The sequence below is a fragment of the Leclercia sp. UBA1284 genome (assembly GCF_002308415.1).
GTDB lineage: Bacteria > Pseudomonadota > Gammaproteobacteria > Enterobacterales > Enterobacteriaceae > Enterobacter > Enterobacter pneumoniae.
On record NZ_DBUS01000006.1, the window covers coordinates 1,104,055 to 1,126,136 of the forward strand.

Annotated in this window: 25 protein-coding genes; 10 read left to right on the forward strand and 15 right to left on the reverse strand. The window is 54.6% G+C overall.

Annotated elements, in window-relative coordinates; translation table 11 throughout:
- Positions 1-8: 8 nt before the first annotated feature.
- Complete coding sequence (locus B3511_RS08540; protein ID WP_286781749.1) at positions 9-800, reverse strand: C40 family peptidase; 792 nt, start codon at positions 798-800, stop codon at positions 9-11.
- A 335-nt stretch (positions 801-1,135) separates the two neighbouring features.
- On the opposite strand from B3511_RS08540, the gene grxD reads away from it, so the two are divergent.
- Positions 1,136-1,483: a monothiol glutaredoxin 4 gene (grxD, locus tag B3511_RS08545; protein WP_032617810.1), complete on the forward strand. Its 348-nt coding sequence runs from the start codon at positions 1,136-1,138 to the stop codon at positions 1,481-1,483.
- Positions 1,484-1,525: 42 nt separating this feature from the next.
- On the opposite strand, the gene rnt is transcribed toward grxD, so the two are convergent.
- The 5 genes from rnt to eptA form a co-directional block, all read right to left on the reverse strand.
- Positions 1,526-2,176, reverse strand: a complete 651-nt coding sequence (gene rnt, locus B3511_RS08550) for a ribonuclease T (RefSeq protein WP_046885971.1) — start codon at positions 2,174-2,176, stop codon at positions 1,526-1,528.
- A gap of 95 nt (positions 2,177-2,271) precedes the next feature.
- Positions 2,272-2,679: a lactoylglutathione lyase gene (gloA, locus tag B3511_RS08555; RefSeq protein ID WP_046885972.1), complete on the reverse strand. Its 408-nt coding sequence runs from the start codon at positions 2,677-2,679 to the stop codon at positions 2,272-2,274.
- Between the two features lie 83 nt (positions 2,680-2,762).
- A complete protein-coding gene (locus B3511_RS08560) occupies positions 2,763-3,860 on the reverse strand; it encodes an alkene reductase (RefSeq protein WP_286781755.1) in 1,098 nt (365 codons plus the stop codon).
- Between the two features lie 53 nt (positions 3,861-3,913).
- Positions 3,914-4,513, reverse strand: a complete 600-nt coding sequence (locus tag B3511_RS08565) for a TetR/AcrR family transcriptional regulator (protein ID WP_046885973.1) — start codon at positions 4,511-4,513, stop codon at positions 3,914-3,916.
- 38 nt (positions 4,514-4,551) lie between these two features.
- Positions 4,552-6,180 (reverse strand): phosphoethanolamine transferase EptA, encoded by a 1,629-nt coding sequence (gene eptA / locus B3511_RS08570; protein WP_286783670.1) that lies wholly within the window; start codon positions 6,178-6,180, stop codon positions 4,552-4,554.
- A gap of 149 nt (positions 6,181-6,329) precedes the next feature.
- On the opposite strand from eptA, the gene B3511_RS08575 reads away from it, so the two are divergent.
- The 3 genes from B3511_RS08575 to sodC all read left to right on the forward strand — a co-directional run bounded on the left by B3511_RS08575 (position 6,330) and on the right by sodC (position 8,114).
- The gene (locus tag B3511_RS08575) at positions 6,330-6,569 is read left to right on the forward strand and encodes a DUF1289 domain-containing protein (RefSeq protein WP_040075915.1); all 240 of its coding nucleotides are present in this window, start codon (positions 6,330-6,332) and stop codon (positions 6,567-6,569) included.
- Between the two features lie 48 nt (positions 6,570-6,617).
- Positions 6,618-7,514: an aldo/keto reductase gene (locus tag B3511_RS08580; RefSeq protein WP_286781758.1), complete on the forward strand. Its 897-nt coding sequence runs from the start codon at positions 6,618-6,620 to the stop codon at positions 7,512-7,514.
- Positions 7,515-7,595: 81 nt separating this feature from the next.
- Positions 7,596-8,114: a superoxide dismutase [Cu-Zn] SodC gene (gene sodC / locus B3511_RS08585; RefSeq protein WP_040075913.1), complete on the forward strand. Its 519-nt coding sequence runs from the start codon at positions 7,596-7,598 to the stop codon at positions 8,112-8,114.
- On the opposite strand, the gene B3511_RS08590 is transcribed toward sodC, so the two are convergent.
- Genes B3511_RS08590 through B3511_RS08600 form a run of 3 tightly spaced genes read right to left on the reverse strand, consistent with a single transcriptional unit; the run spans position 8,093 to position 11,225 of the window.
- Entirely contained in the window at positions 8,093-10,126 is a 2,034-nt protein-coding gene (locus tag B3511_RS08590) for an FUSC family protein (RefSeq protein WP_286781760.1), read from the reverse strand. The genes sodC and B3511_RS08590 overlap by 22 nt on opposite strands.
- Positions 10,123-10,983: an HlyD family secretion protein gene (locus B3511_RS08595; RefSeq protein WP_286781762.1), complete on the reverse strand. Its 861-nt coding sequence runs from the start codon at positions 10,981-10,983 to the stop codon at positions 10,123-10,125. The genes B3511_RS08590 and B3511_RS08595 overlap by 4 nt, the downstream gene beginning before the upstream one ends.
- Before the next feature lie 5 nt (positions 10,984-10,988).
- Positions 10,989-11,225, reverse strand: a complete 237-nt coding sequence (locus B3511_RS08600; RefSeq protein WP_040078506.1) for a DUF1656 domain-containing protein — start codon at positions 11,223-11,225, stop codon at positions 10,989-10,991.
- Positions 11,226-11,411: 186 nt separating this feature from the next.
- Here B3511_RS08600 and slyA point away from each other — a divergent pair, with 186 nt between their 5' ends.
- Positions 11,412-11,852 (forward strand): transcriptional regulator SlyA, encoded by a 441-nt coding sequence (slyA, locus tag B3511_RS08605; protein WP_040075910.1) that lies wholly within the window; start codon positions 11,412-11,414, stop codon positions 11,850-11,852.
- 69 nt (positions 11,853-11,921) lie between these two features.
- Here the strand turns inward: slyA and slyB are convergent, their stop codons facing one another.
- The gene (slyB, locus tag B3511_RS08610) at positions 11,922-12,389 is read right to left on the reverse strand and encodes an outer membrane lipoprotein SlyB (RefSeq protein ID WP_046885978.1); all 468 of its coding nucleotides are present in this window, start codon (positions 12,387-12,389) and stop codon (positions 11,922-11,924) included.
- Between the two features lie 284 nt (positions 12,390-12,673).
- On the opposite strand from slyB, the gene anmK reads away from it, so the two are divergent.
- From anmK to pdxY, 5 genes are all read left to right on the forward strand, one after another.
- Positions 12,674-13,798 carry an anhydro-N-acetylmuramic acid kinase gene (anmK, locus tag B3511_RS08615; protein WP_286781766.1) on the forward strand — a complete coding sequence of 375 codons (1,125 nt, stop codon included), beginning with the start codon at positions 12,674-12,676 and terminating at the stop codon, positions 13,796-13,798.
- 93 nt (positions 13,799-13,891) lie between these two features.
- Entirely contained in the window at positions 13,892-14,215 is a 324-nt protein-coding gene (mliC, locus tag B3511_RS08620) for a C-type lysozyme inhibitor (RefSeq protein ID WP_040075907.1), read from the forward strand.
- Between the two features lie 57 nt (positions 14,216-14,272).
- Positions 14,273-14,929 carry a pyridoxamine 5'-phosphate oxidase gene (gene pdxH / locus B3511_RS08625; protein WP_286781768.1) on the forward strand — a complete coding sequence of 219 codons (657 nt, stop codon included), beginning with the start codon at positions 14,273-14,275 and terminating at the stop codon, positions 14,927-14,929.
- A gap of 125 nt (positions 14,930-15,054) precedes the next feature.
- Positions 15,055-16,329 carry a tyrosine--tRNA ligase gene (tyrS, locus tag B3511_RS08630; protein WP_040075905.1) on the forward strand — a complete coding sequence of 425 codons (1,275 nt, stop codon included), beginning with the start codon at positions 15,055-15,057 and terminating at the stop codon, positions 16,327-16,329.
- 66 nt (positions 16,330-16,395) lie between these two features.
- Positions 16,396-17,256 carry a pyridoxal kinase PdxY gene (gene pdxY, locus B3511_RS08635; RefSeq protein ID WP_046885981.1) on the forward strand — a complete coding sequence of 287 codons (861 nt, stop codon included), beginning with the start codon at positions 16,396-16,398 and terminating at the stop codon, positions 17,254-17,256.
- 35 nt (positions 17,257-17,291) lie between these two features.
- Here the strand turns inward: pdxY and gstA are convergent, their stop codons facing one another.
- From gstA to rsxG, 5 genes are all read right to left on the reverse strand, one after another.
- Entirely contained in the window at positions 17,292-17,897 is a 606-nt protein-coding gene (gene gstA / locus B3511_RS08640) for a glutathione transferase GstA (RefSeq protein WP_040075902.1), read from the reverse strand.
- Between the two features lie 108 nt (positions 17,898-18,005).
- Complete coding sequence (gene dtpA / locus B3511_RS08645; RefSeq protein WP_212477989.1) at positions 18,006-19,514, reverse strand: dipeptide/tripeptide permease DtpA; 1,509 nt, start codon at positions 19,512-19,514, stop codon at positions 18,006-18,008.
- A 618-nt stretch (positions 19,515-20,132) separates the two neighbouring features.
- A complete protein-coding gene (gene nth / locus B3511_RS08650; RefSeq protein ID WP_046885983.1) occupies positions 20,133-20,768 on the reverse strand; it encodes an endonuclease III in 636 nt (211 codons plus the stop codon).
- Positions 20,768-21,457: an electron transport complex subunit E gene (locus tag B3511_RS08655; RefSeq protein WP_046885984.1), complete on the reverse strand. Its 690-nt coding sequence runs from the start codon at positions 21,455-21,457 to the stop codon at positions 20,768-20,770. The genes nth and B3511_RS08655 overlap by 1 nt, the downstream gene beginning before the upstream one ends.
- Before the next feature lie 2 nt (positions 21,458-21,459).
- Positions 21,460-22,080, reverse strand: coding sequence for an electron transport complex subunit RsxG (gene rsxG / locus B3511_RS08660; protein WP_046885985.1), 621 nt, complete (start codon positions 22,078-22,080; stop codon positions 21,460-21,462).
- Between the last annotated feature and the right edge of the window lie 2 nt (positions 22,081-22,082).

Sequence of the window (22,082 nt, forward strand, 5' to 3'; positions counted from 1 at the left end):
GTGGGGCGTTAACGAATGGTTTTTGGGGTCATGACGCGGCGGGCACCCACATAATGGCGTTGCCAGTAATCTTCACTCAGGGAGGTGATCTGAATATCCTGACCCGTACGTGGAGACTGAATAAACTTCCCATTGCCCACATACACCCCCACGTGATCGGCGGTACCACGACCTTGAGTGCGGAAGAAGACCAGGTCCCCGCTCTCCAGTTCGCCGCGATTGACCGGCGAGGCATCGCGCAGGTGGTACATCTCATTGGCGGTACGTGGAATACGGAACTTCACCAGATCTTTATAGGCATACCAGACCAGACCGCTGCAATCGAAACCGGTACGTGGCGAGTTGCCACCCCAGCGATAAGGTTTACCAATCTGGCCCATCAGTTTATTCATTGCCGTCTTTTGCGCTTTCTGCATCCGCACTTTATGCGCCTCGGCAAGCGTCGTGGGCTTGCTGGTTTTGACGCAGTGGGTTTTATGGCCTTTTCGGACGGTGCATTTTTCAGTCACCACGCGAGAAGCGGTTTTGGGCGCGGTGCGGGAAGAGGTTTTACTTTTTTTACTGGAGGAGGCGGTCTGCGTTTTTGCGAGGTTTTTTTTGCTACTGCTCTTTTTACTGCTCTCTTTCTTCGTGGTTTTTTTGCTGCTGCTCTTTTTCTTGGGTTCCGTCACTTTCACCAGATGTTTTTTTTGCACGGCCGAGGTCCGCGCCTGCTCTGAGGCGGTCGCCGTTGAGGTGAAAGTCAGTGTCGTAAACAGCAAAGCACAGAGCGTGATCGAGATTTTATTTATCCGCGCCACTGGGCAATCCCCTAATAATTCCGGGCAACAATAATACCCGCGTGTGATTTACAAAGCCCGTCGATTCTAATCCATAAAAAGGGACAAAGTTAATAAACTTTCACCGCTAAAACGACGTTTCGTTAGCGAGCGCAAAAAAAATCACCATAAAGAGAGCGTATTGTACATTCGCTGAACAAAACCCTGGGCAGAACAGGGTTAAGTTACTTTTAGAATGCAGCTTTATCGGTAGCGCGATACAATAGATAACGTGACGAAAATGTTATTTTCCGTTGTCGTTCTGAAACGCTACAATGACAGACGATTGCCGTAACAGAAGTTAAAGGAAGCAAGACATGAGCACCACTATTGAAAAAATTCAGCAGCAAATCGCTGAAAACCCGATTCTCCTGTACATGAAAGGTTCTCCGAAGCTGCCAAGCTGTGGTTTTTCCGCACAAGCAGTGCAGGCGCTTTCTGCCTGTGGTGAGCGTTTTGCTTACGTTGATATTCTGCAGAACCCGGACATTCGCGCCGAGCTGCCGAAATACGCAAACTGGCCGACCTTCCCACAGCTGTGGGTTGATGGTGAACTGGTTGGCGGCTGCGATATCCTGATCGAGATGTATCAGCGCGGTGAACTGCAGCAGCTCATCAAAGAGACCGCTGCCAAGTACAAATCGGAAGAGCCGGGCGCAGAGTAACGTCTCTCGCCATGCAAAAAAGCGACCTTACGGTCGCTTTTTTTATTCCTCGCTGTCGCCTATCGGCAGCGGCCAGCCGCCCAGGCGTTTCCAGCGGTTGACGATCTCGCAAAACAGCTCCGCGGTACGCTCAGTATCATAGAGGGCTGAGTGTGCCTGGCTGCCATCAAATTCAATACCCGCGGTAATACAGGCTTTAGACAGCACCGTCTGACCCAGCGCGAGTCCGCTCAGGGCCGCGGTGTCAAAGGTCACAAACGGGTGGAACGGGTTGCGTTTCAGGGAAGAGCGCTCGGCGGCAGCCATCATAAAGCTATGATCGAAGGTCGCGTTATGGGCGACCATAATGGCGCGATTACAGTTCTGGTCTTTCATCCCCTTGCGTACCATTTTGAAGATGGCGTGCAGGGCGTCGTATTCGCTTACCGCGCCACGCAGCGGATTGTGCGGGTCGATGCCGTTAAAGGCCAGCGCCTCTGGCTGCAGATTGGCACCTTCAAAAGGCTCCACGTGGAAATGCAGCGTCTCGTCCGGCATCAACCAGCCCTGTTCATCCATTTTCAACGTGATCGCGGCGATCTCAAGCAGCGCATCGGTTTTAGCATTAAATCCGGCGGTTTCTACATCAATGACGACAGGATAAAAGCCACGAAAACGGTCACACAGACCGGAAAATTGAGCGATATCGGACATCTGGGTCTCTTAAAAGGGGGAAAAAGCAGTGCGCATTATGGCAAATTTTGAGAAGGGATGCAGTAAAACAACGGGCGCGTAGCGCGCCCGGGGGATTAATTGCCCAGACCGCGACCGGCGTCTTTGGCTTCAATCAGTTCAATTTTATAACCGTCTGGATCTTCAACAAACGCAATCACGGTGGTGCCGCCTTTAACCGGGCCAGCTTCACGGGTGACATTACCGCCGTTGGCACGGATGCGCTCGCACGCCTCTGCTGCGTTGTCCACTTCCAGCGCGATATGACCGTAAGCGGTGCCCAGCTCATAGCTGTCCACGCCCCAGTTGTAGGTCAGCTCAATGACCGCTTCTTCGCTCTCTTCGCCATAACCGACAAAGGCGAGGGAGTATTTGTACTCCGGGTTTTCGCTGGTGCGCAGCAGTTTCATGCCCAGCACGTTGGTGTAAAATTCGATGGAACGTTGCAGGTCGCCAACACGCAGCATGGTATGAAGTAAGCGCATAGTATCCTCTTAGCTTTTTATCATCTTGAACAGAAACGATGTTTTAGTATAGCGGCGAAGTGTCGCCGCTATCAATGCGCCGTTTATAAAGTTGGATAATCGGTATAACCTTCAGCACCGCCGCCATAGAAGCTTTCCGGACGCTGCGGGTTGAGTTCGGCTTTATGTTTCAAACGCGCGACCAGATCCGGGTTAGCAATATAATCGCGGCCAAAAGCAACGGCATCAATCAGACCTTTGTTGATCAGATCTTCCGCTTTCTCAGGTGTATACGCACCCGCACCGATAATGACGCCCTGGAAACGGGCACGCACTTTTTCACGGAATGCTTCAGAGTAAGGCTGGCCACCGGCCCAGTCCGGCTCGGACATGTGCAGATAGGCAATGTCGCGTTTTGCCAGCTCTTCGATCAGGTACAGCGCATCGGCTTCTTCGTTCGGGCCGTTATCCACATTCTGGAAGCTGCCAATCGGTGATACGCGAATACCGACGCGGTCAGCACCGATTTCAGCTACCACAGCATCGACCACTTCCAGCACCAGGCGCGCGCGGTTTTCAACGCTGCCGCCGTACTGATCGGTACGCTGGTTAGAAGACGGGGAGAGGAACTGGTGCAACAGGTATCCGTGCGCAGAGTGCAGCTCGATCATATCGAAGCCGGCTTCACGGGCGTTTGCCACCGCCTGTCGGAAATCATTCACAATACCAGGGATCTCTTCGAGTTCCAGCGCGCGCGGCGTAGTGGTATCCACGCGGATAGCGCGGCCTTGTTCGTCGCGCAGCGAGGTGCGGGTGCCGGCGTTCAGGGCTGAGGCCGATACCGGCGCCTGGCCGTCAGGTTGAATGCTACTGTGCGAAATACGCCCGGTATGCCACAGCTGAACGGCAATACGTCCCTCTTCAGCATGTACGCCTGCGGTGATTTTTTTCCACGCGGCAATCTGTTCCGGGCTGTGCAGACCCGGTGCACCGGCATAGCCTTTCGCCTGGGCGGAAATCTGCGTTGCTTCGGAGATAATCAGACCTGCGCTGGCGCGCTGGCGATAATATTCGCCCATCAGCGGCGTCGGGATATCACCCGGCTCAATGCTGCGCAGACGGGTCAGCGGGGCCATAAATACGCGGTTTGGCGCGGTCACGGCACCGACTTTCAGTGGGGTAAACAATTTTGAAGCTGACATAGCGTCTCCTGAGTAGACCGGTCGTCTAGTAAAGTGCGAAATAAAAACGCCTGTTAACCACCAGGCGTGATAATGATGTTCTGGACGTGCGCCAGTGCGCTCTCAAGCGGTACGGCACTGTGCGATATTTTGGCCTGCAGGTTCGCCCCCAGCCACAAGGAGTAGAGCACTTGTGCCTGGGTCAACGGCTCGCCAATAAAGCTCAGTGATTTTTCATCACGCCCCGCAGACAACGCCTGAGCGAGGAGGGTAATCACCCCGCTGGCCCCTTTGTCCATCGCCGTGCGCATATCTTCTGAAAGATCGCACACCTCGGCAGAGAGCTTCACGGTAAGGCATCCACTGATAATGCCCTGCGAACAAAACTGGTTCAGCGTCTCTTGATAATACGCCAGCACACGATCACGATGATTACCTGCGCCGCCCGTAAAATGTTGAGCAAGGCGCTGATGGTAATTAGCGTAATGCCGTTCGAGCAATGCCACCCCAAACGCCTCTTTCGAGCGGAAGTAGTGGTAAAACGACCCCTTTGGCACATCGGCGGTTTTAAGCAGTTCGCTCAGCCCCATGCCGGTAAATCCCCTGTGCATGCAGAGCTTTTCACCGGTGGCCAGGAGGTGTTCGCGGGTATCGTGTTCAGTGTGTCTGTTCATGGCCTCAATGTAGTAGACCGTTCGGTCTAATGCAAGCGTTATGTTCGTCGACAGGGGTTCAGCAAATCGCTTTGAGGCTGATACACCGAGGTTTGCACATTCATCATGCCGAGCACCGTGGAGAACAGATTATCTTGCGATACGGCCTCGGTCTGCGCCTGTTGGCGCACGCACTGTTCGTCAATGCCGAAGCCTTTCTGATAATCCGCCGATAGCCAGAACAAAAACGGAATATGGGTCTGTTGCGACGGTGCCAGCATATACGGGGTACCGTGCAGATACAGGCCGTTCTCTCCCAGTGATTCACCGTGGTCGGAGAGATAGATCAGCGCCGTATTCATGCTGTTCTGTCGGGCCTTCAGCGCATCAATCGTTTTGCTCACCACGCTATCGGTGTAGAGAATGGTGTTGTCGTAAGTATTAAGCAGCGCCTGATGATCGCAGTTCTGAATTTCATTGGTATCGCAGGTGGGCGTAAAACGACGGAACTGCGGCGGATAGCGCCGATGATAGGCCGGGCCGTGGCTACCCATCAGGTGAATAACCAGCACGCTGTCCTGCTTCAGACCGTCCAGAACTTTATCCAGACGATAGAGATCAACGTCATCAATGCAGACACTGTCTTTGCAGAGTTGATCCTGCTTCCACTGGGTCATATCGGTAAAGTGCACACGATTGCAGGCCCCTTTACAGCCTCCGTCATTATCGCGCCACAACAGATTCACACCCGCGTGGGCGAGCACGTCCATCAGCCCCTCCTTATGATGGGCGAGATCGGCATCATACTGCTTGCGCGGCATTCCGGAGAACATGCAGGGAACAGAAACGGCAGTTTCTGTGCCACAGGACGACGCCTGGGGGAAGTTAATCACGTTCTGTTTTTTCAGTTCCGGATTCGTCTCACGCCCATAGCCATTGAGCGAATAGTTTTCTGTCCGTGAGGCCTCGCCCAGCACGAGCACCAGCACGGTTTTTTTATGCTGAGCCAGCAAAACCGGCCCTTTATGGGCATCTTCTCCCTGCCGAATCAGGGTTTGATCGCCTTCAAACCAGCGCGCTTTGCTGTATTTCACTATCGCACTCACGTAGTTCGCCGGCGTGACCATCTTGACGATGCTTTTGTTATTGCGAAACAGCGAGGCGTAATCCTTATAGAAGACCGCGGCAATCAAAATAATAATCAACAAGCTTCCCAGGATCGACGCCAGACGCATCACCAGCACATGCCACCAGCGGGCAGGGCGGATGCGAACCATCGCCAACACCACAGCCGGCACCAGCCCGGCCACCGTCAGCCATAGCACCAACTGCGGGGTAATCAACGCCGTCGCTTCCTGTGAATTCGTCTCGAAGACGTTCACCATCATGTTCTGATCGATAACCGCCCCGTAGGTAAACATGAACCAGGTCGCCGCGGCGCAGCCGAGCGTCAGTAGCACCAGCAACGGTTTACGAATCAGCGGGATGTTTAAAAAGCTAAAAACGATTACCCAGCCGCAGAACAGCACCACTGGAATCGAGAGCGCGAAGAGATATTCATGCAGTCGGGCTGGCGCAATAATGGCCCAGCTACGATGAATGAACAGGGCATTCAAAAGTGTAAAAAAGAGCGCGCAGCCGAGCGTAAACCGGGTATCGTTACACTGTAACTTATTAAAAAGGCGCATCATCAGTAAAACCCTTCATTGTTGTGATGACGCGAGTATAAGGAGCAAAGATTAGTGAAACCTTAGCCCCACATTTCTGATATTGACGCCTTGCGTAACCCCGGCTTAAGGTCTTCACTTTACTCTATTCATTGGGCCGGGAGGTGGGTGTGGCAGAACAACTGGAGTTTTTTCCCGTTCAGAGCCCGTGCCGGGGTATCTGCCAGTCGGATGAACGTGGATTCTGTCGGGGCTGTATGCGTAGCCGGGAGGAGCGCTTTAACTGGCAAACCCTGAGCGACGCGCAAAAGCAGGAGGTACTGCGCCTCTGTCGCCAACGTCTGCTGCGCAAATTACGCGCAAACAGGCCGCCCGATGCCGAAGAACCCCAGCAACCCTCACTGTTTTAACCTGCAGAATGCGTATACTCATCTCATCTTTATGTTGAGGAAAATCCAATGGTTCAGCGTATTACTCTCGCCCCGCAGGGGCCGGAATTCTCGCGTTTTGTGATGGGTTACTGGCGTTTGATGGACTGGAACATGTCCGCCCGCCAGCTGGTGAGCTTTATTGAAGAACATCTTGATTTAGGGATCACCACCGTCGATCAGGCGGATATCTATGGCGGTTATCAATGCGAAGCGGCGTTTGGCGAAGCGATGAAGCTGGCGCCGTCGCTGCGTCAGCGGATGGAGGTGGTGACCAAATGCGGTATCGCCACCACCGCCAAACCTGAGCATGCCCTGGGTCACTACATCACCGATCGCGACCACATTGTGCAAAGCGCTGAGCAGTCGCTGGTAAATCTGGCGACCGACCATATCGACCTGTTGCTGATCCACCGCCCGGACCCTTTAATGGATGCTGACGAGGTTGCAGAGGCTTTCCTGGCACTTCACCAGAGCGGCAAAGTGCGCCATTTCGGCGTCTCGAATTTTACCCCTGCGCAGTTCGCGCTGCTGCAGTCTCGTGTGCCTTTCACTCTGGCGACCAACCAGGTAGAGATTTCGCCGGTACATCAGCCCCTGTTGCTGGACGGTACCCTCGATCAACTGCAACAGTTACGTGTGCGTCCAATGGCATGGTCCTGCCTGGGTGGCGGTCGTCTGTTTAATGACGAACAGTTCCAGCCGCTGCGCGATGAGTTGGCGCAGGTGGGGCGCGAGCTGAATGCACAATCGATTGAACAGGTGGTCTACGCCTGGGTGCTTCGCCTGCCGTCACGCCCGTTGCCGATTATCGGATCTGGCAAAATCGAACGCGTGCGCTCGGCCATTGCCGCTGAAGAGCTTAAGATGACGCGTCAGCAATGGTTCCGCATTCGTAAAGCTGCTTTAGGTTACGACGTCCCCTAAATCTCTATTTATCTGACTTTCCGGTGAAATCCTTGCCCCTCGTATAAACTTAAGGGGCAAAAAATAACCTGAGGAGGTCATATGAAGCGTTTTACTCTGGCAATATTGGCGCTGGTGGTCAGCGCAGGTGCGCAAGCCGCCAGCGACGAAGTTGAGATGAACCTTGTCACACCTCAGGGGGTAGGTCAGTCAATCGGTACGGTGACCATCACCGAAACGGATAAAGGGCTGGAATTTACCCCCGCGCTTAACGCCCTTCCTCCGGGCGAACATGGCTTCCACGTACACGCGAAAGGCTCCTGCCAGCCAGCGATGAAAGAGGGGAAACCGTCGGCGGCTGAAGCGGCGGGCGGACACCTTGATCCACACCAGAGCGGTAAGCACGAAGGGCCAGACGGTATGGGGCACCTTGGCGATCTGCCGGTGTTGGTCGTGAACAACGACGGCAAAGCCACGGACGCGGTGGTGGCCCCTCGACTGAAAAAACTGGATGAGGTGAAAGGCAAAGCGCTGATGATCCACGTGGGGGGTGACAATATGTCCGATCAGCCGAAACCCCTCGGCGGCGGCGGCGCGCGTTACGCCTGCGGCGTCATTTGATCCCCCAGCGTCCCCGGCGCAGGAGCATGCTCGAGCTGGGATAATGAGCAGTGTAGACGCCAGACCAGCGCAGCCAGATCCTGCGCCGCCGGCTGCGGATGGCGCGCCAGCGTATCGCAGATACGCTGCAACTCGTTAAGCGTGGTGGAGAGCGGACGTTGCTGCACACCGCGTTCGCTCATCACATCCCGCAGAAGTGAAATACAGATATCACGCACCTGGGAGAGTGGGTCAGACCGTGTCTCCCAGCTGCGTAATTGCCATACCACATGCGAACAGTTGAGTAACACTACCCCCCAGCGCAGCAGCCAGCGACGCGCCTGCGCATCCTGACTGGTATTAAGCTGACTGACATGATGATAAACCAGCGACTCATAACCATTCTCATCCCGCTGAGGCCTGCGGCTAAGCTGGTCGACAAACCCACGCCGCAACTCACGAATATGACGACGGCTTTTACGCGCGTCAGAGCCCGGGCGTAATACCGCAAACGCCAGCCATACCAGCCCAACGCCCAGGATTTTAGCCAGATCGTCATTTAAAAAATCGGCAAAGTCATAGGTCGGTGGATTGGTCACCGCGATAAAAGAACCCATAAAAACGATCAACTGCCCCCAGAGTCCCGCCAGTTTCGGCATCTGTAGCTTGAGAAGCTGCATCGTAGTGAGCAAGGGGAAGAGGAACAGCAGGAACTGCCAGAGATCGCTTATCTGCACCATCAGCCCGAACTTCACCACAAAGCTGAACAGCGAGAGCAAGATCAGCGTGCGCAGCAGCAGGTTGAGTGATTTAAACGGCGAGGGCGAAACTGAATAAAGTACGCTGCTGATGGCGGCCAGCGTCAGCGCGGCAGCACCGGCGTCCCACTGCGTAGCAAGAGTCCAGGCGCCGATAAGCGTTAGTGCGCAGAAGGTACGAAAACCGCTCCATAACGCTTCGAGGTTATCAGTATGCCGGGCCAGCGCCGGGCTGCGCGGTACGTTAAAGGTGGTAATGGGTGTCGCCGCTTCCAGCATGGCAATCCAGCGGCTACTCCGCAGGTAGAGTCGGCTAAACCAGAGGAGTCGCTGCCAGAAGGCGTGATGGCGATAATCTTGCCCCTCTTGCGGTTTTAGCGGTGCGATAATACGCGCCACGGTATAGAAATCGGTCTCCGGACGGCTCAGCGCCTCCAGCAGCTGTTGTATGACCGGCTGGATCGTCTCAGGCGGATCGGGCCAGTTGAGCAGCATGCGGCGTAGACTGGAGATCGCGCTGGTCATTCGCAACTGCTGATGGAGCAAATAGTTGAGCAGGGCGTTTTGACGGCGAAAACGGTAGTGGCTCCAGAAGGCCTGAATGCGCAGTAAATTGGTGGTCAGAATCTGGGCGATGACTTTTTCGTGTGCAAGACGGATTGCATCGTTGGTGTCAGGTTGCCAGAGCAGCCTGGCATGCTCCAGCAGTCGGGCGTGCATATTTTGTAGGGCGGTAATGAGTGCCGTCCCGTCGGAGGTACTGGGCAGGATCATCATCATCAGACCACCGCAGAGTATGCCGAGCATGACTTCGCATACCCGCGCCTGCGCCATATCCCATAACTCCGTGGTATCAAGAATGTTGATGACCGGAAAGGCGATGATAGCCGCCGTATAGCCTGCAAGTTGAAAAGCATAGGCGACGTTATTGGTGAAGTGGGCGCAGGCCCAGGTACAGACCCCAAGCCAGGTCGCCATACAGAATAAAAACAGCCACGGATCGTTCAGCGTGTGTCCGGCAATAATCAGCGCGGCGGTCGCCCCTAACAGACTGCCCGCCACCCGGCCCAGGCTTTTACTTATGACACCACCGACGGTAGGGAAGCTGACCACTGCCGCAGAGGTCATCGCCCAGTAAGGTTCATCCAGATTCAGGTAATAGGCGCAGGTCAATGCCAGACACATAGCAATCCCGTTGCGCAGCGCGTAGCGCCACTGCCCAGGGGTCGCCTTGAGCCACGGCGTGTTACGCCAGCTGAACGTAGAGAGTGTCACCGGGCTGTTCCGATAGAGACGCTACAGGTGGTGCCGGAGACGAACGTCAAATCCCTCGGCAGCTCGTCGAACTCGATACGCACCGGAATACGCTGAGCCAGCCGTACCCAGGGGATATTCGGCTTCACGTCCGGTACCAGCCCCGAGTCGGTCTCCACGCTCTGATCAAAGATGGCACGGCCAATGCTGCCGACGTGACCCTGTAACGTCACACCGCCGCTATAGAGGGTAATTTGAGCCGGGGCGCCAGTACGGATATGGCGTAGCTTGGTCTCTTCAAAATATCCCACCACGTAAAACGAGTGGCTGTCCACCAGGGCGAACAGCGGCTGGCCGGTGGTGGCGTAATCGCCGGTGCGGGTGGAGAGGTTGGTTACCCAGCCATCCACCGGGGCTTTAACCACCGTCTGCGTCAACTGCCACTCGGCCTGTTTTAGCGTCGCTTCAGCGACTTTTACGCTTGCCTGCATCGCCTTCACGTTGATATTGGCGGTATCCAGATCTTCTGCCGAAATGTAGTTATGTGACAGGTGGCGGCGACGATTCGCTTCATTGTTGGCTTTGGCGAGATCGGACTCGGCTTTCGCCAGCTGCGCCTGCGCATTCAGCACCGCGATATGATAGGGGGTCTCGTCAATTTGAAACAACACGTCGCCGCTGTGGACAAGTTGATTGTCTTTCACCTTTAAGGCCGTAATCGCACCGGAAACCTGCGGGGTAATGCTGACCTGCTCGGCGCGGATCTTGCCGTCCCGGGTCCACGGCGACTGCATGTAGTAATTCCACACCCACCATCCGGCGACAAGGGCCAACGCAAGCACGGCTAAACTGGAAAAATATTTGAGCGTTTTTAACATGGTTGTCACCAGAAAGTCAGGATAACCAGCGCCAGGCAGACGCAGAGCACGAACAGCGAGAGATCCATGAGCATCGGATGCCAGATTTCACCGGCGTAGATCCAGTCGCGCAGCAAACGGTGGACCAGTAGCCAGAGGAAAAAGCCGGGGATCACCGCTTTAAATAACGGAGGGAAGTAAATGGATGCACCCACGATGAGATCCTGAAGCGGTAGCCCCGCGGCGAGAGATGTGATTTTCACCAGCTCGTTCCTTTGCAATTGAAAATTGGCCATAACGGCCCAGCCTGACGCGCGACGGCCTCAGAACTTGAGTGTAAATCATGGTGTCATCAAGGATGTAGGACGTATTGCATTTGTTTTGGCAATATAAATGCTGCACACTATTCTAAAATCAGTATAATAACTTAGCAAGCTAATTATAAGGAGATGAAATTGGAATCGCCATTAGGTTCTGATCTGGCAAGGTTAGTACGCATCTGGCGTGCTCTGATTGACCATCGCCTGAAACCTCTGGAACTGACGCAGACACATTGGGTAACGCTGCATAACATTCATCAGCTGCCTCCCGACCAGTCGCAGATTCAACTGGCAAAAGCGATAGGCATTGAGCAGCCATCTCTGGTTCGTACGCTCGATCAACTGGAAGAGAAGGGACTAATCTCCCGTCAAACCTGTGCCAGCGATCGACGTGCTAAACGCATCAAGCTGACAGAAAAGGCTGCGCCTATCATCACTGAGATGGAAGCGGTCATCAGCAAGACGCGTGGCGAGATCCTTTCGGGTATCTCACCGGCGGAACTGGAACAGCTGATAGCGTTGATTTCTCGCCTTGAGCAGAATATCAACGAGCTTCAGTCCCGCGGCTAACCTGCCATACATTAAAAAAGCCTTGCTGATGCAAGGCTTTTTTTTACTTAGCGCTGCTGATATTCACGGTTAGCGTGGGGAGACGGTCACCTGGCTGCCATTGCTGGCCAGCACGACACGCTGCCCGGCGGCGAATCTGGTCGCCCCTTGTTTCTGCACTACCATGATGGTGCTACCGTCATCTTTACGAATCTCAAGCTCTACGCCCTGAGATTTGTTCATTGCACCCTGGACACCCTGGCCCGCTACGCCACCGGCAACGGCACCTGCCGCTGTTGCAAGGCTGCGACCGGCGCCCCCGCCAACGGTGTTACCCAGGAAACCACCCAATACCGCACCGCCAAGTGCACCAATAACGTTGCTTTCGTCTCCACCCTGGATTTGTACCGGGCGAGCGTTAACAACGGTTCCGTAGGTGACATTCTGAACTTGTTTCGCTTCAGAAGCACTGTAGACATCCCCTGAGAGGGAACTGTCGTTGACACAGCCTGCCAGTGTAAACCCTACAAGGGAAACAGCCAGTACACGTAAAATCATTTGAATCTCCTGTTCACCAAAAACGCTCAAAGAGCATCCGTTATGGCTAAATTATAAGGCATTGGCTGCCATAGATCATATTCTTGCGTAAACACCAGCAGAATGGTACTGGATTTTGACGTAACGAAAGATAAACGGCTTAAAAAATGGGCACAATTCTGGCGCTGAATAATGAGAATATCGCTCGGCTGGCGCGGGAGTGTTAAAAAGTATTATCCCGCCATAGCATTGCCCCGGCGTTTATGATGGAGTGGGCCACTCCCCACGCGAATAAAGGAAAGCGTATGAAATCGGGTCGTTACATCGGCGTTATGTCAGGAACCAGTCTCGACGGTGTGGATGTTGTTCTCGCGGCAATCGACGAGAACATGGTGGCACAGCAGGCCAGTCTCAGTTGGCCTATCCCCCCCGAACTCAAACAGGCCATTCTCGACATCTGTCAGGGCCAACAGTTGACGCTCTCCCAGTTGGGACAGCTGGATACCCGTCTGGGGCAGCTGTTTGCCGAGGCGGTACAGGCGCTGCTGGACCAGGAGAATCTGCGCCCACAGGATGTGGTCGCCATTGGCTGTCATGGCCAGACCGTCTGGCATGAACCGACCGGCGATGCCCCGCATACCCTGCAAATTGGCGATAACAATCAGATTGTGGCCCGCACCGGCGTGACGGTGGTGGGCGATTTTCGCCGCCGTGACATTGCGTTAGGCGGGCAGGGTGCACCGCTGGTGCCCGCGTTTCATCAGGCGCTGCTAACGCATCCCACTGAACGGCGAATTGTGCTGAATATTGGCGGGATCGCCAACCTCTCATTGCTGATCCCAGGTCAGCCGGTACGGGGTTACGATACCGGGCCAGGCAACATGTTGATGGATGCCTGGATTTGGCGACAGATGGGCAAACCCTATGACAAGGACGCGCAGTGGGCCCGTAGCGGGAAGGTGATCCTCCCCCTCCTGCAGAATCTCCTGAGCGATCCCTATTTTGCCGCACCGGCACCGAAAAGCACCGGGCGCGAATATTTCAATTACGGCTGGCTTGAGCGCCACCTCGTCACCTTCCCGGGACTGGCAGCGGAGGATGTCCAGGCGACGCTGGTCGAACTCACGGCGGTATCTATTGCCGAACAGGTTCTGCTCAGCGGCGGCTGCGAACGTCTGCTGGTCTGCGGTGGTGGCAGCCGAAACCCACTGGTAATGGCTCGTCTGGCTGCGTTACTGCCGGGTACCGAAGTCACCACAACCGATGAAGCGGGTATCAGTGGGGACGACATGGAGGCGCTGGCATTTGCCTGGCTGGCCTGGCGTACCGTGGCGGGGTTACCAGGGAATTTACCCTCTGTGACCGGTGCGCGTGAAGCAAGCGTGCTGGGAGCGGTCTATCCCGCTAACCCCCGGCAAAATCAGAGTTAACTGAAATTCGCCTTACCAGGCAGGCAGTACACTAAGGGCATGTGGGAGGGTGATTTCACCCTCCAGGACCAGGAAAGTCTTTGGAACAGATCCATGAAAAAACTGCTGCTTGTGATTGCCCCTCTCTTACTCTCCGGCTGTAGCTACTACAACCAGTTTGTCGAACGTATGCAGACCGACAAACTGGAGTACCAGTGCGATGAGAAACCGATCACCGTCAATCTCAATAACCCGCGTCAGGAAGTGAGCTTCGTCTATGACAACAAACTGCTGAACCTGAAGCAGGGGATCTCTGCCTCTGGGGCGCGCTATACCGATGGGGTCTATGTCTTCTGGTCTAAGGGAGACACGGCCACAATTTATAAACGCGACCGCATCGTCATGAACAACTGCCAGCTGCAGAATCCGAAGCGTTGAGATTTTCAAAGGGGCGGCGCACAATAGCGCCACCCACTTCTTATCTCAGATAACGCCATGTCAGATAACGATCACTTGCAGCAAATTGCGCATCTGCGCCGTGAATACACCAAAGGGGGGCTGCGCCGTCAGGACCTGCCTGCTGAACCGCTGGCGCTGTTTGAACGCTGGTTGAAACAAGCCTGCGAAGCGAAACTGGCCGATCCCACGGCCATGGTTGTCGCGACCGTTGATGAAAATGGCCAGCCCTATCAGCGCATCGTATTGCTCAAGCACTTTGACGAGAAAGGTCTGGTGTTTTATACCAACCTCGGCAGCCGCAAAGCCCACCATCTGGAGAACAATCCGCGTATCAGCCTGCTTTTCCCCTGGCATATGCTGGAGCGTCAGGTCATGGTGACCGGCAAAGTGGAACGTCTGTCTACGCTCGAGGTGGTGAAATATTTCCATAGTCGCCCACGTGATAGCCAGATAGGTGCCTGGGTCTCTAAGCAGTCAAGCCGCATCTCCGCCCGTGGCGTGCTGGAGAGTAAATTCCTCGAGCTGAAGCAAAAGTTTCAGCAGGGCGAAGTGCCGCTTCCCAGTTTCTGGGGCGGATTCCGTATCCCCATCGATCAGATGGAGTTCTGGCAGGGCGGTGAACACCGTCTTCACGATCGCTTTTTATACCAGCGCGATAATGGCGGCTGGAAAATCGACCGTCTGGCTCCATAATCCCCGAAATTTGTTGTGTTAAGCGCTAGCGCATGCCGCGCTTGCGCTTTATTCTATGTCTCTTTCGCGTCTGGCGAAAAGTCGTGTACCGACAGAGGTGCAGTCGATTATTAATGGAGCATTTGATGGCAAGCAGTAACTTGATTAAACAATTGCAAGAGCGGGGCCTGGTGGCTCAGGTGACGGATGAAGAAGCGTTAGCTTCGCTGCTGGCGCAAGGTCCCATCGCGCTCTATTGCGGCTTCGATCCCACCGCTGACAGCTTGCATTTGGGGCATCTTGTTCCTTTGTTATGCCTGAAACGCTTCCAGCAGGCAGGCCATAAGCCTGTCGCGCTGGTGGGTGGCGCAACCGGTCTGATTGGTGACCCAAGCTTTAAAGCCGCCGAGCGTAAACTGAACACCGAAGATACCGTGCAGGAGTGGGTGGATAAAATCCGCAAACAGGTTGCACCGTTCCTCGACTTTAACTGTGGCGATAACTCTGCGATTGCTGCCAATAACTACGACTGGTTTGGCGGCATGAACGTGCTGACCTTCCTGCGTGATATTGGCAAGCACTTCTCTGTAAATCAGATGATTAACAAAGAAGCGGTGAAGCAGCGTTTGAATCGTGACGACCAGGGCATCTCCTTTACCGAGTTCTCCTATAACCTTTTGCAGGGCTATGACTTTGCCTGTCTGAACAAGCTGCACGGCGTGTCGCTGCAGATTGGCGGCTCCGATCAGTGGGGTAACATTACCTCCGGCATCGACCTGACTCGCCGTCTGCATCAGAACCAGGTCTTCGGTCTGACCGTTCCGCTGATCACCAAAGCCGATGGTACCAAGTTTGGTAAAACCGAAGGCGGCGCGGTATGGCTTGATCCGAAGAAGACCAGCCCGTACAAGTTCTACCAGTTCTGGATTAACACCGCGGATGCCGATGTTTATCGCTTCCTGAAATTCTTCACCTTTATGGACATTGAAGTCATCAACGCCCTGGAAGAAGAAGATAAAAACAGCGGTAAAGCCCCACGCGCGCAATATGTGCTGGCGGATGAAGTGACGAAACTGGTACACGGTGAAGAGGGGCTGGCTGCGGCAAAACGCATTACCGCCAGCCTCTTCAACGGCACCCTGAGCGATCTGAGCGAGGCTGACTTCGAGCAGCTGGCGCAGGATGGCGTACCTATGGTTGAGATGGAAAAGGGCGCAGACCTGATGCAGGCGCTGGTTGATTCAGAGCTGCAGCCGTCCCGCGGTCAGGCACGTAAAACCATCGCCTCCAATGCCATCACGATCAATGGTGAAAAACAGGCCGATCCGGAATATACCTTCGTTGAGGGCGATCGCCTCTACGGCCGCTACACGCTGCTGCGTCGCGGGAAGAAAAATTACTGTCTGGTCTGCTGGAAGTAATAATCAGTACACAGGGGCGTGGGAAACCACGCCCCTTTATTTTTTCAGGGTTGTGGTAAGTAAAACATGAAGAACATCCTCGCCATCCAGTCCCACGTCGTGTTTGGCCATGCGGGTAACAGTGCCGCAGAGTTTCCAATGCGTCGCCTTGGCGCCAATGTCTGGCCTTTAAACACCGTCCAGTTTTCTAACCATACGCAGTACGGTAAATGGACTGGCTGCGTCATGCCGCCGTCGCACTTGACCGAGATTGTGCAGGGGATCGCTGAGATAGATAAACTTAAAACCTGCGACGCGGTGTTAAGCGGCTATCTGGGCTCGGCGGAGCAGGGCGAGCACATTCTGGGTATTGTGCGCCAGGTGAAGGCGGCAAACCCCGGTGCGAAGTATTTCTGCGACCCGGTGATGGGCCATCCGGAGAAGGGCTGCATTGTGGCGCCGGGCGTGGCGGAGTTTCACGTGCGCCATGCACTGCCGGCCAGCGATATCATTGCCCCCAATCTCGTGGAGCTGGAAATTCTTTGCGAGCATCCGGTGACAAACGTTGAAGAAGCGGTCGCCGCCTCGCGGGAGTTGATCGCTCAGGGCCCTGAAATCGTGCTGGTAAAACATCTGGCACGCGCGGGTTTAAGTCAGGATCGCTTTGAAATGTTGTTGGTTACGAAAGACGAAGCCTGGCACATCAGCCGTCCTCTGGTGGATTTTGGGGTACGCCAGCCGGTGGGCGTCGGCGATGTGACCAGCGGTCTGCTGCTGGTGAAGCTGCTCCAGGGGGCAAGCCTGCGAGAGGCTCTGGAGCACGTTACCGCAGCGGTGTACGAGATCATGGTCGCTACAAAGGGGATGCAGGAGTACGAACTACAGGTGGTTGCGGCGCAGGATCGCATTGCCCAGCCAGAGCACTATTTTAGCGCGACACAGCTTTAAAAGATGCCGGGCGGCATTGCGCCGCCCGGTAACGCTTAGTTCAGCCCTTCAGCCTGCAGCGCCGCTGCCACCGTCGGACGTGCCGCCACGCGATCCATATAGGACGCGATATGGCCCAGACCTTCCATATTCAGTTTAACCGCACGTGCCCAGCGCAGTACGGTAAACAGATAGGCATCGGCAATCGTAAAGCGCTGGCCGCAAATCCACTGGTCATCCTTCAGGGAGTCGTTCACGTACTGCAGTTTTTTCTCCAGCAGCGCGCGGACGGTCGGTTTGTACTCTTCAGGCGTATCCGGGCGGAAGAGCGGCGTAAAACCTTTATGCAGCTCGGTAGCGATGTAGTTCATCCACTCCAGCGTCTTGTAGCGCGCGACGCTGCCAGTAGGGGCCAGCAGCTGGCGATCCGGCACGGCGTCAGCCAGGAACTGCATGATGGCGACCCCTTCAGTCAGCAGGGTGCCATCATCAAGCAGCAGCGCAGGAACCTGTCCCTTCGGGTTAATTGCGAGAAAATCATCGCCGTTTTCCAGGCGTTTCTTCATCAGGTCAACGCCGTTTAGCGTGTAATCTTTACCGCTCTCTTGCAGCGTGATGTGTGACGCAAGCGAACAGGCACCCGGTTTGTAGAACAGTTTCATCGGTAACTCCTTTTGGCTAAGGTTATCGCTATGTTAGTGCGCCGCCAGATAAAAAAAAAGCCGCTAACGCACAGTTAGCGGCTTCTCTTCAGTCGTTTCCCGATGACATTACACGGTCGCGGTGTTGCTCGCTTTCGCCGTCGTGTCGTCGTCCTGAGTCATACGGTTCAGTTTCGGGGCCGTCAGCAGCATCAGTGCTGCGATAACGGCGGTCACAATACCAATCTGCAGGAACACGGAGCCATAGACATTCAGGGAGAGCAGCGGATCGGTCACGTTTTCCGGTACTGCCATCAGGGAGGCAATTTTACCTGCAATGATCGCTGCGCCCGCGGTGGTCAGGAACCAGCTACCCATAATGAAGCCCATCAGACGCTGCGGCACCAGTTGAGCAACCATTGCCAGACCGAGACCGGAGATCATCAGCTCGCCGACAGACTGCAGCGCGTAGCTCAGGATCAGCCAGTTAACAGAGACAATACCCGCATCACTGGCGAATTTCGCACCCAGCGGCAGCACCAGGAAGGCGCCCGAGCACAGCACCATACCGATAGCGAATTTGTGCGGCATTGGCAGACGGTCACCCATCTTGTTGTAAATCGCCGCCAGAATCGGGCTACCGACCATGATCCAGAATGGGTTCAGCGCCTGGAACTGCTCCGGCTCGAACGCGATACCGAGGATAGAGTGCTCAACGTTACGAATGGCGAAGAAGTTCAGTGAAGTCGGCATCTGGCTGTAAAGCACGAAGAAGGCAATGGCTTCAACCATCAGAATGAAGGCCACAATCATCTTACGACGTGCAGCACCCTGCATAGAGAAGGCTTCTTTACCGAAGATGATCACAATACCCAGTGCAACCACGCCCAGAACCGCACGCGCGATGCCCTGGTTGTGCAGCAGCCAGGTGGCAATGGCAACCAGTACAACCACACCTACGATGGTTGCCAGCAATTTACCCATCTGCACAGGAGCGAAGTCCGGTTTAGAACCGTACTCTTTAACCCAGCTGCGGCAGAACAGGAAGTTCACCACGGTGATCAGCAGCCCGACGAAGCTCAGGGCAAATGCCACGCTCCAGCCGAATTTTGCCGCCAGCCAAGGGGTCGCCAGCATGGAGAAGAAGGAGCCGATATTGATGGACATATAGTACATGGTGAATGCACCGTCCAGACGCGGATCGTCTTTGTTATAGCAGGTAGAGAGCAGTGAGGACGGGTTCGCTTTAAACAGGCCGTTACCCACGGCAATCGTCGCCATCCCTAAATAGACCACACCTGCATCGTGGCCGGACCAGGCGACCAGGCCATAGCCGATTGCCAGAACGATGGCACCCAGCAAAATAACACGTTTGGTCCCCAGGACTTTATCGCCCAGCCAGCCGCCAATCGCGACCAGGCCATATACCAGCGCACTGAAAGAAGAGAACAGCGTGATGGAATCGGCTTCTGACATACCCAGCTGTTTAACCAGGTAAACCGCCATGATCCCTTGCAGGCCGTAGAAACCAAAACGCTCCCATAACTCGATAGAGAAGATGAGATAGAACGATTTAGGTTGTTTGAAAGCGTTAAGACTTACGCTCTCTTCCGCTGGTTTATTGTTTGCAGTAGACACATATACCTCTTTTTTTACATCCCATATTAACGGGGGTGTTCATAGCGTGATGTCTAAAAAACCATCCGCTTTATAGTTATAGTTGGATGGGAAACGGCGGGTAATGTTCACTATCCTGACCCATCTGGCAATACATTTGTAATGGTCTGTTACATTTAACTAAGCCGATACAATACGCCAGAAATCTAAATGTTATTTAGCGTTAAATTTCATCCATTAGGTTTTACTGGATTTTTTCACTACCAGGGCGGGGAGGGAATGGGCTTATGGCGATATGTTCTGCTGTTTGGTTGTTTGAGTGGTGATATGGGCTATGTTCTGAAAATTAGCTGGTCAGATATGTTGCATGGGCGGTTGTATCACCTGCGCGCGGAAGGGGTTACCCGTCTTTTATACACAAAAAACTAACATCACGTTATCAGGGTGATCGCGATCACAGAGTTATAGAAATTTTCGCTGACAAAAAAACAATTAACCTGTCTTTCCGTTAATGCGCCCTATGAAATCACTGCGCGTTGGCAAAGCAAGAGCAGGATCGACGTATAAAAAGCGAACAGGCAGGTTGGGTTTCAAAGGCTTGCTGTTGCCAGGGGTAATAATGAACCGTCGGACGACGGTTCAGGCGTAGACTTTCTCTTTATATTCGCAGAGATCTTCAATGATGCACGAGCCACAACGTGGTTTGCGCGCAATACAGGTATAACGCCCGTGAAGGATGAGCCAGTGATGGCAATCCACTTTAAACGAGGCAGGGACCACTTTCAGAAGCTTCTCTTCAACCTGCTCGACATTTTTCCCGGGGGCAAACTGGGTGCGGTTGCAGACGCGAAAGATATGGGTATCTACTGCGATTGTCGGCCATCCGAACGCCGTGTTTAATACCACGTTCGCCGTTTTGCGCCCCACGCCAGGTAGCGCCTCCAGGGCTGCGCGATCTTCCGGTACCTCGCTACCGTGCTGTTCAACGAGGATCCGGCAGGTTTTGATCACGTTTTCCGCTTTGCTATTAAAGAGGCCAATCGTTTTGATGTACTGCTTTACGCCATCCACGCCCAGCGCCAGCATCGCTTCCGGGGTATTTGCCACCGGATAGAGTAGCGCGGTGGCCTTGTTGACGCTGACGTCCGTCGCCTGGGCTGAGAGCAGCACAGCAATCAGCAGTTCGAAAGGCGAAGTAAACTTCAGCTCCGTCGTCGGGTGCGGATTTTCATCGTGCAGGCGTTGCAGAATCGCAATACGCTTCTCTTTGTTCATCAGGCTTTCCCGGCCGCGCCATCTTCAACGCTTACGCTGCGGGCTGCCGCACGACGTTTGCGTTTCTCATCAATCAGGTATTTTACCGCCAGCATCATGCCAAGGCCGATAAAGGCACCGGGTGGCAACATAGCCAGCAGGAACGGAGTATCGGTATGGAAGACTTCAATGCGTAGCGCCTTCGCCCAGCCGCCCAGCAGTGCATCTGCACCGTCAAAGAGCGTCCCGTTACCCAGAATTTCACGCATCGAACCGAGCACAAACATGGCGCAGGTGGCGCCCATGCCAATAGAAAAGCCGTCTAGCGCAGAGATGGCCGGATCGTTCTTCACCGCAAAGGCTTCCGCACGGCCTACTACGATGCAGTTGGTTACGATCAGCGGAATAAAGATCCCCAGAGATTGATACAGACCAAAGGCATAAGCGTTGATCAGCATCTGCACCACGCTTACCACCGAGGCGATAATCATGACGTAGATTGGAATACGAATTTCCGACGGCGTCCAGCGACGCAGGGCTGAGATAGAGAAGTTGGTCAGGGTTAACACTAGCGTGGTTGCCAGCCCCAGACCCAGCGCATTGGTCGCTGTGGATGTCACCGCCAGCAGGGGGCACATCCCCAGCAGCTGTACCAATGCCGAGTTGTTCTTCCAGAGACCCTGGACGATTACCTCTTTAACCTGGCTCATGATTACTCCTCACAGGCCGGAAGATTGTTGAGTTGCGCAGGCAGCGTTTCCGCATAAAGCCCTGCACGTTTCACCGCGTTGACCACGGCGCGTGGCGTAATGGTGGCGCCGGTAAACTGATCAATCTCGCCGCCATCTTTCTTAACGGCAAAGGCGGTATCATTATCACCGTGAATCACCTTGCCCGCGAACTGCAAAATCCAGTCGCTCAGACGGACTTCAATTTTATCCCCAAGGCCTGGCGTCTCATGATGTTCGGTCACGCGGGTGCCAAGAACGGTACCCGCAAAGTCGGCCCCGACAAGCAGTTGAATAGAACCGGAGTAGCCGTCCGGCGCTGTCGCTTCCATGACTGCCCCAACAGGAGTATCGCCTTTACGGGCAATAAAGACGCGATGGTTCCCTTTCCCCAACTGCGGCGCCTGAACGATAAAGCAGCTTTGCTGCAGATCATTATCATAGACCTCTGACGGGATCACCTGATCGAACAGCGCTTTTTGCTGACGGGCAGCCTGCTGATCGATAGTCGGTTTGGTCAGCTCATTCACCAGCGCGGTGAGCCCGGTCAGGGCCGCGGCGAAAATCGCCAGGGTCACGCCGTGTTTCTGCATGGTTTTCAGCATGG

Coding starts and splice junctions, on each gene's coding strand:
- grxD (WP_032617810.1), top strand. CDS start 1,136: ATGAGCACCACTATTGAAAAAATTCAGCAGCAAATCGCTGAAAACCCG.
- rnt (WP_046885971.1), bottom strand. CDS start 2,176: ATGTCCGATATCGCTCAATTTTCCGGTCTGTGTGACCGTTTTCGTGGC.
- gloA (WP_046885972.1), bottom strand. CDS start 2,679: ATGCGCTTACTTCATACCATGCTGCGTGTTGGCGACCTGCAACGTTCC.
- B3511_RS08560 (WP_286781755.1), bottom strand. CDS start 3,860: ATGTCAGCTTCAAAATTGTTTACCCCACTGAAAGTCGGTGCCGTGACC.
- B3511_RS08565 (WP_046885973.1), bottom strand. CDS start 4,513: ATGAACAGACACACTGAACACGATACCCGCGAACACCTCCTGGCCACC.
- eptA (WP_286783670.1), bottom strand. CDS start 6,180: ATGCGCCTTTTTAATAAGTTACAGTGTAACGATACCCGGTTTACGCTC.
- B3511_RS08580 (WP_286781758.1), top strand. CDS start 6,618: ATGGTTCAGCGTATTACTCTCGCCCCGCAGGGGCCGGAATTCTCGCGT.
- sodC (WP_040075913.1), top strand. CDS start 7,596: ATGAAGCGTTTTACTCTGGCAATATTGGCGCTGGTGGTCAGCGCAGGT.
- B3511_RS08595 (WP_286781762.1), bottom strand. CDS start 10,983: ATGTTAAAAACGCTCAAATATTTTTCCAGTTTAGCCGTGCTTGCGTTG.
- slyA (WP_040075910.1), top strand. CDS start 11,412: ATGAAATTGGAATCGCCATTAGGTTCTGATCTGGCAAGGTTAGTACGC.
- slyB (WP_046885978.1), bottom strand. CDS start 12,389: ATGATTTTACGTGTACTGGCTGTTTCCCTTGTAGGGTTTACACTGGCA.
- anmK (WP_286781766.1), top strand. CDS start 12,674: ATGAAATCGGGTCGTTACATCGGCGTTATGTCAGGAACCAGTCTCGAC.
- mliC (WP_040075907.1), top strand. CDS start 13,892: ATGAAAAAACTGCTGCTTGTGATTGCCCCTCTCTTACTCTCCGGCTGT.
- pdxH (WP_286781768.1), top strand. CDS start 14,273: ATGTCAGATAACGATCACTTGCAGCAAATTGCGCATCTGCGCCGTGAA.
- tyrS (WP_040075905.1), top strand. CDS start 15,055: ATGGCAAGCAGTAACTTGATTAAACAATTGCAAGAGCGGGGCCTGGTG.
- pdxY (WP_046885981.1), top strand. CDS start 16,396: ATGAAGAACATCCTCGCCATCCAGTCCCACGTCGTGTTTGGCCATGCG.
- gstA (WP_040075902.1), bottom strand. CDS start 17,897: ATGAAACTGTTCTACAAACCGGGTGCCTGTTCGCTTGCGTCACACATC.
- nth (WP_046885983.1), bottom strand. CDS start 20,768: ATGAACAAAGAGAAGCGTATTGCGATTCTGCAACGCCTGCACGATGAA.
- B3511_RS08655 (WP_046885984.1), bottom strand. CDS start 21,457: ATGAGCCAGGTTAAAGAGGTAATCGTCCAGGGTCTCTGGAAGAACAAC.
- rsxG (WP_046885985.1), bottom strand. CDS start 22,080: ATGCTGAAAACCATGCAGAAACACGGCGTGACCCTGGCGATTTTCGCC.